Source organism: Flavobacterium sp. MDT1-60 (assembly GCF_014844035.1).
Classification (GTDB): Bacteria; Bacteroidota; Bacteroidia; order Flavobacteriales; family Flavobacteriaceae; genus Flavobacterium.
This window is the reverse complement of sequence record NZ_CP062159.1, coordinates 3,784,403-3,797,369: the sequence shown is the minus strand read 5'-3', so window position 1 is coordinate 3,797,369 and position 12,967 is coordinate 3,784,403. Positions and strand designations below refer to the sequence as shown.

Genomic DNA, 12,967 nt, shown 5'->3' with positions numbered 1-12,967 from the left:
GGTTTATTTCACCAGGATCTCTATTTCTAAAGCTTCTTTAAGCAACGGATAATTTACTTTTCCATTTGGCGTAAGTGGCACATCTTCTATAAACATCACTTTTAAAGAATTGGCATGAAGATTCAGTTTTGCTTTTAAAACCTTTAGAATTAACTCTTTGTTTAAGTTCTTATCCGTATACATAACAGCTAAATGTTTATCGTTTATTCCTAAACAAATAAAAGTTTGTCCGCCCAAAGCATCTTTCAGAAGCAGTTCTGTTTCATCGAGATTAAGTCGTACACCAAATAATTTTACAATTCGTTTTATCCTGCCTACAATATAGTAGTAACCTTCATCATCTTTTCGGGCTTTGTCTCCTGTGTGGAGTTTTTCCTGCTGTTCAAAAAACTGAAGATCACCTCTCACATTAGCATATCCTCCAAATACATTTGGACCTGTATAAATCAGTTCATCTGTTTCATTGTCGATTTCGAAACTCCCGTTTTTTACAGGTAAACCAATTGAAGTTCCTTTTCTCAAAAGATCTTTTGGAGGCAAATAAGCCATTCGGCCACAAGCTTCGGTTTGACCGTACTGCGCAAAGAATTGTTTTCCGAATTTTTCACTGAAATCCGAAATAGCTTCAATCAATTTATGATTCAGCATTCCGCCTGTATGCGTAAGATATCGAAGTGAAGGATGATCTTTTTTGAAAAAACCAATACTGTACAACATCTCATAAAAATAAGGAACTCCACCTAAGGTAGAGTATCCATATTTCTTAAAATCGGCCCAGAATTCTTTTTGAAAAGCGTCTTTATCTGTACAAACAATCTGATTGGCTTTGATGCAATTTGTCGTGAAAATAGATAAGCCGTAAACAAAATTAATCGGCACATTTAAGGGCACAACATCATCTGTTCGAATCGGCATATATTCCACAATCGACTTCGCATTCTGCACCAGGTTTTCATCAGAAAGTCTGACAAATTTTGGTGAACCCGTTGTTCCTGAAGTGCTCAGCAAAAGTTTAATTTTTGGATGTATTGGATATACTAAATTTACATTTCGCTTAAACAAAACAATCGTATCTGAAGCATTCACAGCAGTGTAACCTTCTATTTCAGCACGAGTTGGATCGTAAATGTAATAAGGAGTATATTTTTGTTCTAAATTCTCCTTAAAATCTTCCAATAGCCCCATTCCCAACAGCGCAATTGTGTACCTGCTTTGATAAAAGTTTAGTAACGTTTCGATTGCCGGTAACTGATTGTCATTGTAAATAAAAACCACAGAACGCAGGTTTTCAATTTCCAAAGACTGATGCATATCTGCAATAGATTTTGAAAGCCCTGTACTGGAATCTGTAAAGGTCAGTTTTTCGTTTTTCCTGATTAAATTGTATAGTTCCATAGGTTTAGGTCTATTCTAATTAATTTCAAATCCATATTTTTTAAGAATATCTTTGATTTTTGCTACGCTTCCCATTTCCAGAATATCTTCCATTTCTATAGAAATTTTATAAGTGCTTTCCAGTTCTTCTATTAATACCAAATGGCTCATAGAATCCCATTCGGCAATAGCCTGATACTCTAATTGGTCATTTACTGCTTCAACCGGAATTTCAAAAGCTCTTGAAAATACGCCGTGTAATTGTTCTATTGTATTCATATTTCTAATATTTAAATTAATTGTTATTTTTAAAATTTTGTGTAAAATGTTTTAACATAATAAAGCAGATGGCGAAAATATCGCTCCGCTGGAGCTTTTATAAAAATGGCATTCGGATAAGCTATAAATATAAAGCTCCGCTGGAGCTTTTATTAAAGTTTAAGTCCCTACTGAGACGAAATGTTTATACATGAAGAACTTAATATTTATAGGAAAGCCTAAAATTCGTTCGGTTAAACCCCTGATATATTAGTTCCGGCGGAACATCATGTTTATAGAAAATCACGAATTAATTTCGTTAAACCCCAGCGGGGTGAAATGTCTAAATCTTTAGTTTTTTAAACCTTGGTATGCTTCCATTTTCCTTTACGGAAGACAATAATACAGGCGACTGCCAATACAATTTCCGAAATAAGGATGGCTGTAAAAACACCATTTGATCCCAGTTCAAAAGAGATTCCTAAGGTATAGGCTAGCGGAATCTGAACGATGTAAAACATTAGGATATAAAGCCAGGTAACGACTTTTACTTCGCCTGCTGCGTTGAGCGCTCTTGAAATAACCATCGTATAACCGAGAAGTATATAGGCGATAGAAATGAGATGGATATACATCGTACTAAAAGAGATAACTTCAGGAATAGCTGTAAAAATTTTGACAACAGGAACTGCAAGGAAAATCCAGCAGACTCCAATTAAAACAAGAAATCCCATATTAAGCATTCCCGCTCTCCAAACCGATTTTTCAGCTCTTTCCGGTTGTTTTGCTCCAAGATTTTGTCCGGTTAAAATTCCTGCTGCGTTCCCAAGGCCCCAGGCCGGCATTGTGGCGATAGAGGTTACTCTTTGTGCCAGAATATATCCCGCAAGCGCACTTTCACCAAAATGAGACATAATTTTGATCATAAAAACCCAACTTGAAGCCGGAATAATAAACTGAACCGTTCCGCCAAAAGCCAGTTTTACCACTCTTTTGAAAATAGCCAGATTGAACACTAACTGCGCTAATCCTATTTTTAATACCGTTTTTCCTCTTACCAGATGCCACGCCTGATAAAGTACCCCAATAACTCTGGCAATTAAAGTCGCTAATCCAACTCCCAGTAAACCGTAAGCCGGAATTGGTCCCCAGCCAAAGATGAATATTGGACATAGTGCAATATTTATGGCATTCGAAAGCCAGAGTATTCTCATCGCCGTCGATGCATCGCCCGCACCACGAAAGATTCCGTTGATTACGATGCGGAGAATTAAAAATCCGCTTGACGCAAACATGACAATTCCGTACGACGTTCCTTCCTGAACCATTGCATCAGAAAGTCCCATGGCACTCATAATATCAGTTGCCCAAATAGAACAAATGATGCTTATAAGTGCGGCAATTGGTACAGTTATGTAAATTACCTGCATGGTGGTTTGGCCTGCTGCTTTGAATTTTTTCTCGCCAATTCTTCTCGAAATCATTGCCGATGCAGCAATTCCAAGACCTATTGAAACGGAATAACAAAACGTAATAAAAGTAGTAGTCGCTCCGGCAATAGAAATTGCATTTGTCCCCAATGTACTCACAAAGAAAAGGTTCGAACATACAAATAAGGATTCCATCAAAAGCTCTGCAACCATTGGCACTGACAACAAAATGATTGTTTTGTTGATACTTCCGGAAGTGAAATTGCTTTCAGTTCCTGCAAGCGAACGCCTTAAAAGACCAAAGAAAGAGCGGGTTTTTAAAATGGCTTCTTTCATTAGTTTTGTTTTTCGGTTAGTACTTCTTCATGAATCAGTTGATGCAAAGGATTCGGAATAAAACCACTTTTTTTCATGTGCGGAAAACCAGCAGTTTCTTCGTAACCATTATATAAACGGCGGCTATTGAAAATAAGACGTTTAAATTCAGGAATGAATAAATTGTACTTATCAAACATATCCTGCAGTTCCGGATGTTCTTGCTGATATTCTAAAATAATATCATGAACGCAATTCCAAAAAGAAGTTTCTGAATAGTTTGCACTTGTAATCATTACATCGCTCAGGTATCTGAAAAAAGCATCGAAAACGGCAATAAGGATTGTTAAAGGCGCATTTTCAGGGTTTGGAGAAGCTACAAACATGTTTTCGATAAATTCCTGTGGAAGCTTTTTCTTTCCTTCTTCATTAATTAAAATATCACCCACAAAGTCCTGCAAAGCAATACGGGTTGGAACGTAATCTTTAAGAATAAGAATCACATTTTGGCCATGCGGATCGATGCATAGTGAATGTTGGTAATAGATTTGAAGTACCGGTTTAAGATACGCTGTCATATAGGCTTTTAGCCATTGTTCTGTCGAGAGTCCTGATTTTTCAATAAGCTCTTCCACCAAACTTTTTCCGTGATCGTCAACATAAAGTAATGCCGCCATGGTCATTAAATTTTCTCCGTGTTTTAGAAAATTTATTGGACTCTCGCGCCACATAGCACCCAAATACTCATTGTATTGATAGGGAGGATTTACGATTTTACTGTAACTGGGATGTGTATAGCTAACAGAAACCATTTCGCCTAAAAGTATTACGCCCATTTTTTGTAAATGAAGATCTTTTTTAAGAATATCCTTAAGATAACCGGTAAGACGTGGCGCCACCGACAATTGTCTCGGACATAAACCTCTGATATGGCTCGTGTTTAAGATCGACATTGACGTTTTTACGTAATGTTTATGAGGTTTGCTTTGATTAAAAAAAGTACGAATACTTTGTTGCGGACTATAAATATCTTCAGTTAATTCTAATGGAATAAGATGTTTAGAAGCAATATCATTAGCAAATTGCATAACCAGTTTATTCTGCCATTGCCATAAATGCACGGGAATAAAAATATAATCATCCGGATTTACTTTTGACTGGATTAACTTGTTTTTGAAAACAGCTATTTTCTCTGAACCAATTTCATTTTCATAGAAGGTCTGATCATCCATATCGGTTTGCAGACGTAAAGTGGCTCTTTTTTTATGTGCCGCAATCCAGACTAAACGTGTTTTTTGGCCGGATTCCGGCGTGTAATTTTCATAATCTTCGGAGTCAAAACCAATTCGGCCCTTGTTTACAATTACCCACGGATGACCGTCGAGACTGTGTTCTATTGTTTGAAAATCAGCATTGGCTAATTTTGCTGCAGATAATCGGCGTTTTGAATGAATAAAAGCATCGGCATATAAAGTGTGAAGCAATTCCTCAATATAATGGGCGAGGGTGAAAGAATTAATTCCAAAAGTTTCCTGAAGTTCCAGAAAGAAATTTGGCACATCAACACTGTCTAATTTCTGTTCATCTTCAATTTTATAAATGCTTTCTTTGACGATATGCCAGTAGTTTAGAAATCGTGGATAAGCTGAAAACTGGTAATAAATGTTTTCTTTATCGGTTTTTAAAATAAAATGGGTCAAACCATCTTCTTCACGGCTAATTATTTGGGGTTTTGCCACATCTTCGCGCATCAATTCCGAGATACTTTTGGCGAGTAAGCTCCGATTTACCTTATCCCAAATAGGTGAATTAAGATGCTGTGCGTCTTTGAATATATTTTCTGAGGTTGTCATCCGGATTTTATTTAATTATTTAATTGTTCGTTTATTAGTTCCAGAACATCATTTTCAACCAATGTTGATGCTGTTTTTTGTACACCAAATTGTTGGAAAGCAATTCGTTTTTCTACCTTATAGACTTCACGATTTGCCAATTGATTTATAATGCATGAATTTCTGTAAGCGCCCATTCCTAAGTCAGGAGTCGAGAGTCCGTGCGTGTGTAATTCGGCATTCTGAACAAAAATATCGGTGCCATTCTTGTCGATCGTGTAATTGCGATTTACATTAAACAAACCATTTTCCAAACGATTGATTTTGCTTTCAATTCCTGAAAGAATCGCTGGTTCTTTGTATTTATAGCCTGTTGCCAGAATCACATAATCGGTTTGATCATCGAAAGGCTGATCCAATTCAGTATGTATAAAATCCAGATTATAAGATCCGTCGGCTTCCTGATTGACTGAAGCCAGGCGCATATTCGAACGCAATTCTACATTCAGCGCTTTATCTTCTAAACTCATTTCGTATAAACTGTCGAAAATTTCATTGATTAATTCCTGATCAATACCTTTATAAAGCCCGTGCTGTCTGGCCAGAAGTTGTTGACGTTTTTCAGGAGAAAGACTATGAAAATGATCTACATATTCTGGAGAAGTTAGTTCCAACGTCAATTTTGATTTATTGTCAAGTGGAAAAAAATGAGAGGAACGGGTAAACCATTTCAGTTGTAATCCATTTTCAGTTTCAGGCAAAAGATCACGGAAAACTTCTGCTGCACTTTGTCCGGAACCGATAATAGTTACCGATGCATTTTTGCGAATATGCGATTTGAAATACAAATATTTCGAAGCATGAATTACATTATGCAGCACTTCCTGATCAATAAACTCAGGAATATGTGGCGAAGTTCCTGTACCTAAAACAATTTTATCAGCATAATAAGTAGCTGTTATACAAGTCTGAGTATTCATGACGATTATTTTATAAACATCATCAACATAATCTATTGAAACTACTTTATGTGAAAACCTGCAGTTTGGCAACTGAGCAGCGACCCATTTGCAATATTCATTATACTCTCTTCTGTAAATAAAGAAGTTTTCACGAATGTAAAATTTATACAATCGGCCGCTTTCTTTGATATAATTTAAGAAGCTGTATCTGTTTGTTGGATCCGCCATTGTGACCAAATCTCCTAAAAACGGCACCTGAAGCGTTGCGTTATTCAGCATAAGACCCGGATGCCAGTCAAAGTTTTCTGACTGATCAAAAAATAATGCTGATAATTCTTCAACAGGTTCGATAAGAGCTGCAAGCCCAAGATTAAAGGGACCAATTCCGATACCTATTACCGAATATATTTTTTCTGTACTCATTGTTATTTTTTTTATGGATTAAAGCTGAGGTGCTGAAACTGTACTATTTTGAAAATCTTTGGCAGCAGGAAATTTTGCCCAATACCATTCTCTGTAACAGAAGTTTAGATTGGCTTTTTTGTGTGGCATTTCGATTACTTTTTCGATTTTAAAACCTACGTGAGCCTTGTTCATCATGGATGCAATCGAATCTACAGAACCTTCACCAACCATTTTACCAACCTTTGATTCGGCCAAAACAAAATCCATCATAGATTGTGTTGCCGGTGAACCGTATTTTAATTTAGGATCAGTAGGCGCGATAAATTGGTGCGTTCCATAATCAGATGGCAGCACCTCATAATATTCTCCCACTATATCACGGCTTGCCCAATAAACTTCGATATTAAAAGTCGGAACTCCATTTGCTTCCCCAATAAAACTATGCGAATGATCTCCCGGAAGTAACATTCTGTAATAAGCTTCCAATTCACGAATTGGCCAGTTCATTTGCCAGATTTTCAGCGCGTGCTCACGATGAAACCATTCGTGAAGCATCTCCAAATCTTTATCAATATCAACAGGGCGCAATGTTATCGTGATATTTTCTTTCTCAAAAAAGCGACTGAAAACGGTAGTGTTTTCTTGTGGATTAATCAGTTTTTTAGAGAAAAAGTGTTTGTTTAAAGGATTTGGGAAAGTTTTGTAAACCGCTGGATTTGTTCTCGGCGCACTGGCCTCATCCATATTGTTTAAACTTGTCAGGAGATTTCCTTTTACGACCAATTTTACACTATTAGTAAAATGTGAAACCAGACCTGTAGTATCTGAATCTTCTTCTTTTTTTAAGGCTTCGTATATCAAATTAAGAAGTTCGGTTTCATCAGCCAATTTATTTTTGCCCAGGATGTTAACTACTCCAAACAAGTGATTTACCAACAAATAATAGCCCCAGAAATCAATAATTCTTTTTTCGGCAATAAAAGATCTGCTTTCTTTTCCAAAATCAGGAATCAAACGTTCCAGTTCTTCCACTTTTCCCTGACGGAAAAAATACCCCTGATTGTCTCTAAAATAGAGTTTTGAAGGAAATAGATTTTCATCAAATTCAACTAGCATATTTTGTTGATGAAACTCAGATCCGAAGCCGTATTTATTAAAAATTCCAACCAAAGGAGTAATGGTAATATTCAAATATTGCCTGAACCATGAAAGCGCAGTTTCGGCTACAGAAGCGTCTTGTCTTTTGGCTGCTTCATTGATAAGATTGACGATTCTTGGTGTTTCGCCCAGAATTCCGTCCTGACAAAGTGATGCCACCATCGTTACATTTTTTCTGGCATTGGCTCCATGAAAAGGATTTTGGCGCACACTTGTACTGAAACCATCAATAACTTTATCATTATAAATTACGGCAATAAAAGCAGGATCTGTAATAAGCTGTATTTGAGGATAATCTTTCTGAATTCCTTTTCCCCAATCGGTTTTCATGAGTTGTGCTGCATCATAGCCGCGATTCAATTCATGTAAATAATTAACACGAAATGAGTTGGTGATTTTTACGTGCAAAGAGAATTTGTACATCCATTCGCTTTCAGCATTATAAACCGTACGAACAGAGGATGTTGCCGTATACGCAGGTCCGAATTGCCCTAAACTAAAAAGCAGTTGCCTGGATTGCATTTCTTTTACTTCTGGCAAATCCAGTAAATAATTGGCTTCCCAGGGATGCGTAGGAACTATTTTATATTGGGTATAAAAATCTAGTAATTCTTTGGCGTTTTTATCTGCATATTTTAAAATTTCTTTTTTCAGATAGTCCGTCATCAAATAGTCTTCAGCACTTTTTTCTAGTACATTTTCAGGATGAATCAGGAAAAAGTGCAAAGGAAATTTACCTGAAGTTTCAGGAGAATATTGAAGCAATTCTTCTTTGGTAAAGCCCTCTCTGCTTTTTGGTAATGGATGAACACTGTGTCCCAAAATCAAAGATTGTTCAGATTCTATAAAACTTTGTTCAGCATTATTGACGGAGTGCTCACTATTTTTATAATGTTCGAGGTATAAAGCCAAATTCTCAATACTGTTTTTCATACGTTTTTGCGTAGGAACGGAATCCATATCGGGATAATCTGTTTTGGAATAAGCAGCAACAAGTTCCGTAAATTCCATCGGATTAATTGCTCTGAATTCATCTGTGGCAACATTACGCGACACAACCGGAAAACCGAAAGAATGAACGCCGCTTTCTGAAAAATAAGTCAACGGAGCAAAAACTTCCTGACCAATAGTAGTAAAATCAAACCTAAGAAAAGAGCTGTGATCAATAGTCTGCATAAAGTCAGCAAGTGTCTGATCGTATTTAGGAATGCCTTCGTAGCGGCTCCAATTACTGAATTCGCGGCAATAACAATTGAGCAGTGATTTAAAATTTACCTGTTCTGCCAGCTGATGAAAATTAGTTAAGTCTGTGGTATTCATTTCCATTTTGTTTTATAAGGTTAAGAATATTTTTGATGTCATTTAGAGTGGTAAGCGGATTAAAAATGGTAAACTTCAAATAGAATTCTCCATCTACTTTGGTGCTGGCAACGAGAACTTCGCCGCTAAAAAAGAGTTTTTCCTTGATGTATTGATTGACCTCGCAAGAGCTGGATTCAGCCGGGCCGTCAAGATAACGGAATACCAGAACGCCCATGTCTGAGTGGCATAAAAGCTCAAAGTTTTCATCGGCTTCAAGATAAGCAGCAGTTCTTTGAGTGGTTTCGATTATAGTATCCGTAAATTGTCCCAGCTTTTCTTTTCCCATATAACGAAGTGTAAACCAAAGTTTGAGTGCATCAAAACGACGTGTACTCTGAATAATCGATTTATTAATCTGAGCCGGAAGCGCGTCGTAATTCTGCTCTTTCGGATTTAAATAATCAGCGTGGTGCTTGATAATATTCAAGTGAAGTTTGTTTTTCACAATAAAAGCACTGCTGCTTATGGGTTGGAAAAACGATTTGTGGTAGTCGATAGTTACAGAATCAGCCAGTTCAATTCCGTTTAAAAGATGTCTGTGTTTTTCGGTCAATAACAATCCACAACCGTAAGCAGCATCGACATGAAGCCATAAGTTGTTGCGATTGGCAATAGCAGCGATAGCTTGCAGTGGATCAACATTTCCAAAATCTGTAGTACCTGCAGTTGCCGTAATAGCGATTGGGATATTTCCTTTTTCGATTTCCTGAGCAATTGCTTTTTCCAGTTTTTCAGGATCCATACGATATCTTTGGTCAACACCAACATGTACAATGGCTTGTTCACCAAGACCTAAAATCCAGGCATTTTTATGGTTGCTGAAATGCGCCTTATCCGAAACAAATACCCTGAATTTAGAAGCATCAGGAGGAAGACCGTCCAGTTTAATATTCCATTTTTGATATTCCAACGAATAGTAATCTCTGGCCAGAAGCAATCCCATTAAATTACTTTGAGAACCTCCGGCAGTAAAAATACCATCGCCATTGGTATATCCAATTTGCTCGCTTGTCCAATCGATTAGTTTGCGCTCCATAAATGTTCCGCCAGCACTTTGGTCATAAGTATCCTGGGAAGAATTGATGGCACTTATCAAAACTTCTGCCGCCAAAGCCGGTATCACAACCGGGCAGTTTAAGTGCGCGATGTATTCAGGAAGGTGGTAAGCAGTAGCATGTTTTACATAAATTTCATCGACTTCATTAAGCAGACTTTCATAATCGGGTAGTGGCGATTCGAAATCTATTGCTTCAATTTTAGATTTCATCTCGTCCGGTCTGATTCCGCTAAAAGGTTTACGGTTGTTTTTGAGGAAATTGGAGACGCGTTCCTGTGCTAATTGTACAGCCTGAGCATATTCGGTACCGGAATTTTGGTGGAATAGGTCTTTGTAAAAATCATGGTTCTGCGAAAGTGCTTTGTCAGACACTTCTTCTTTGATTAGTGTGGTATTATTCATAAAAAAATATTTAGGGTTTAGTTATTATTCGAGATAGAGGACTTTTTTAGATAAGGGAGTTCTCTTTTTTGTGGATGATTTTAAGTCTTCGGGATAATAACCCAGATAAAGAAGCCCTAATGATTTTTCATTTTCTGCCAGGCCAAATTGTGCCACATAATCGATAGCGACTGGTTTTGTACTCCAATAACTGCCAATTTTATGAGCGGTGCACGTAAGGGCAATATTTTGCACGGCTGAAGAAACTGCGGCGATTTCTTCCCATTCCGGCAAATTAATTTTGGCATTTCGCACCATGATGACACCAATTAAGCAGGCTGCGTTTAATGGATAATTTCTGAGGTATTTGAGCTTCTCGTTTTGAGCTTCATAGGACAATTCATTATAGAAATCTTTGTAGTAATGAGCCATATAGTCGCCATATTCTTTGAGATATTTTCCTTTAAAAACAATAAACCTCCATGGCTCTGTCATTTTATGATTGGGAGCCCATGTAGCATTAATTAGAATCTCTTCGAGTAGTTTCTGAGGTATTTCTTTTTTGATAAACTCATCAGCATAGACACTTCTTCTTTTACGAATATTCTTCGAAATTTTATTTAGTTTATCAGAGTAATCTGATTCCTTGATTTTACTGGACTTAGTCTTGATTTTCATGCTTTTTGGAAATTTTTTAAGAAAATTCTTTTTTATTTAAATTAAATACAGATATATTTGTAAGTAATTATTATTTAGAATAAATAAGAATAGTGTTTGACAAATGTATAAATTAATCTCAATAAAAAAAATAATTGCAAAAAAAATATACGAATGTCCGTACATAATAAAATATGCGCTTCTGTTTTTTATTATGTATTTATTTGAATATTAATTAATTGTAAAGTTTACAACCCTAGTCTATTAATAACTATAAATGAATTGAAAAAATGAAATCACAATCCATTATTGCAGAGGAAACATCTGTTAAAACAAGTTTTAATTTTGAAATTCCTACAAATCCATTAATTGTAGAAGTAACGCCTCAGGAAAGGAATATTTTATCAAATGTTGGGAATCTTTTGGTAAAAGCTTTTGATCATTATGAAAATCCCGAATATATAGCAGCATTGCATCTTCACGCTTTTCAATTGCTTCCGGAACGTATCAGCAGAATCTTAAGTCAGTTTGGTGCTGATTTTTCGGCAAATCAATATGGGGCAATTGTTTTTCAGGGTCTTTTAGAGGTTGATCAGGAAGATTTAGGACCAACGCCTCCAAACTGGCAGGGCGCTGATTATGCAAAGTTGAATAAATATGGGTTTATATGTTCACTCCTTCATGGTGCAGTGCCTTCGAAACCGGTTCAATATTATGCACAAAGAAAGGGCGGAGGACTTTTGCATACCGTAATTCCAGATGAAAATATGGCCGCTACACAAACGGGATCAGGATCTAAAACGGATTTGTATGTACATACTGAAGATGCTTTTTTAAGCAATCAGGCCGATTTTTTAAGTTTTCTTTATTTAAGAAATGAAGAAAGAGTGCCTTCAACTTTATATTCAATTCGTTCCCATGGAACAATAAATTCAACTATGGAAAAATTATTTGATCCTATTTATCAATGCCCTAAAGATGCTAATTATGATGAGAACCAAACCGTTCCAGGACCAACGGCTTCTGTTTTATACGGAAACAGAGAACTTCCTTTTATTCGTTTTGACGCTGCAGAACAAATATTCAACGAAAATGCCGGACAAACTCCTGAAGCTCTTTACAATTTGACAGAATTCTGGAATGAAGCGAAGGAACTCATTAACAGTGAATACATTCCGAATTCCGGAGATGTTATTTTTGTTAATAATCATTTATGTGCGCATGGACGAAGTGCTTTTGTAGCCGGACAAAGAGAAGAAAACGGCAAAATTGTTAAATGCGAACGTCGACAAATGCTTAGAATGATGAGTAAGACTAGTTTAATCCATATACGTTCTGTTACGCAGACACATGATCCGTATTTTGTAATGGAAGAGCATTTGGGAAGCGTTTTTAATCAGCAATAATTGTAAAGGTTTAACAGAAAATTAAAAATTTAACCAGAAGGTTATTTAACCGCAAGGTGCGCAAAAGGTTTTATCTGGATTGTGTTTACAAACGTAAAAGTTCGCAAAGCTTGGTCAATAAAGTTTAATTGCAAAGTTTGCGACAACAGCTTTGCGAACTTAATAAAGACACTGCTAACACACCTAAAAAAAACTTTGCGCACCTTGCGGTTAAATTTCTGTGCGGTAAAATAGCTCTGGTTTCGAATAGCTTTATAAGAAGAATAGTTGTCAAATAATTGGCAGCTATTTTTTTTTAAATATGTTTTTAAGGCTCTCCAGACAATAGCTTTTAGAAGGGATAAATGGAATCACATTTATTCAACTTTTC

Annotated in this window: 9 protein-coding genes; 1 reads left to right on the top strand and 8 read right to left on the bottom strand. The window is 36.5% G+C overall.

The window, feature by feature from the left end:
* Positions 1-3: 3 nt before the first annotated feature.
* From IHE43_RS15835 to IHE43_RS15800, 8 genes are all read right to left on the bottom strand, one after another.
* Positions 4-1,395, bottom strand: coding sequence for an AMP-binding protein (locus tag IHE43_RS15835; RefSeq protein WP_192184797.1), 1,392 nt, complete (start codon positions 1,393-1,395; stop codon positions 4-6).
* Between the two features lie 15 nt (positions 1,396-1,410).
* The gene (locus tag IHE43_RS15830; protein WP_192184796.1) at positions 1,411-1,653 is read right to left on the bottom strand and encodes an acyl carrier protein; all 243 of its coding nucleotides are present in this window, start codon (positions 1,651-1,653) and stop codon (positions 1,411-1,413) included.
* A 338-nt stretch (positions 1,654-1,991) separates the two neighbouring features.
* Entirely contained in the window at positions 1,992-3,398 is a 1,407-nt protein-coding gene (locus IHE43_RS15825) for an MATE family efflux transporter (protein ID WP_192184795.1), read from the bottom strand.
* Positions 3,398-5,230, bottom strand: a complete 1,833-nt coding sequence (locus tag IHE43_RS15820; protein WP_192184794.1) for an IucA/IucC family siderophore biosynthesis protein — start codon at positions 5,228-5,230, stop codon at positions 3,398-3,400. The genes IHE43_RS15825 and IHE43_RS15820 overlap by 1 nt, the downstream gene beginning before the upstream one ends.
* Before the next feature lie 11 nt (positions 5,231-5,241).
* Positions 5,242-6,594 (bottom strand): lysine N(6)-hydroxylase/L-ornithine N(5)-oxygenase family protein, encoded by a 1,353-nt coding sequence (locus IHE43_RS15815; protein WP_192184793.1) that lies wholly within the window; start codon positions 6,592-6,594, stop codon positions 5,242-5,244.
* Between the two features lie 18 nt (positions 6,595-6,612).
* A complete protein-coding gene (locus tag IHE43_RS15810) occupies positions 6,613-9,054 on the bottom strand; it encodes a GNAT family N-acetyltransferase (protein WP_192184792.1) in 2,442 nt (813 codons plus the stop codon).
* Positions 9,032-10,555, bottom strand: a complete 1,524-nt coding sequence (locus IHE43_RS15805; protein WP_192184791.1) for an aspartate aminotransferase family protein — start codon at positions 10,553-10,555, stop codon at positions 9,032-9,034. The genes IHE43_RS15810 and IHE43_RS15805 overlap by 23 nt, the downstream gene beginning before the upstream one ends.
* A 24-nt stretch (positions 10,556-10,579) precedes the next feature.
* Positions 10,580-11,212: a nitroreductase gene (locus tag IHE43_RS15800; protein WP_192184790.1), complete on the bottom strand. Its 633-nt coding sequence runs from the start codon at positions 11,210-11,212 to the stop codon at positions 10,580-10,582.
* A gap of 269 nt (positions 11,213-11,481) precedes the next feature.
* Between IHE43_RS15800 and IHE43_RS15795 the strand changes: the two genes are divergently transcribed.
* Positions 11,482-12,597 (top strand): taurine catabolism dioxygenase TauD, encoded by a 1,116-nt coding sequence (locus IHE43_RS15795; RefSeq protein ID WP_192184789.1) that lies wholly within the window; start codon positions 11,482-11,484, stop codon positions 12,595-12,597.
* The last annotated feature ends 370 nt before the right edge of the window (positions 12,598-12,967 follow it).

Bases quoted from the DNA above. Each gene is read 5' to 3' on its own strand.
- IHE43_RS15810 (WP_192184792.1), bottom strand. From the start codon at position 9,054: ATGAATACCACAGACTTAACTAATTTTCATCAGCTGGCAGAACAGGTA.
- IHE43_RS15835 (WP_192184797.1), bottom strand. From the start codon at position 1,395: ATGGAACTATACAATTTAATCAGGAAAAACGAAAAACTGACCTTTACA.
- IHE43_RS15815 (WP_192184793.1), bottom strand. From the start codon at position 6,594: ATGAGTACAGAAAAAATATATTCGGTAATAGGTATCGGAATTGGTCCC.
- IHE43_RS15825 (WP_192184795.1), bottom strand. From the start codon at position 3,398: ATGAAAGAAGCCATTTTAAAAACCCGCTCTTTCTTTGGTCTTTTAAGG.
- IHE43_RS15805 (WP_192184791.1), bottom strand. From the start codon at position 10,555: ATGAATAATACCACACTAATCAAAGAAGAAGTGTCTGACAAAGCACTT.
- IHE43_RS15820 (WP_192184794.1), bottom strand. From the start codon at position 5,230: ATGACAACCTCAGAAAATATATTCAAAGACGCACAGCATCTTAATTCA.
- IHE43_RS15795 (WP_192184789.1), top strand. From the start codon at position 11,482: ATGAAATCACAATCCATTATTGCAGAGGAAACATCTGTTAAAACAAGT.
- IHE43_RS15830 (WP_192184796.1), bottom strand. From the start codon at position 1,653: ATGAATACAATAGAACAATTACACGGCGTATTTTCAAGAGCTTTTGAA.
- IHE43_RS15800 (WP_192184790.1), bottom strand. From the start codon at position 11,212: ATGAAAATCAAGACTAAGTCCAGTAAAATCAAGGAATCAGATTACTCT.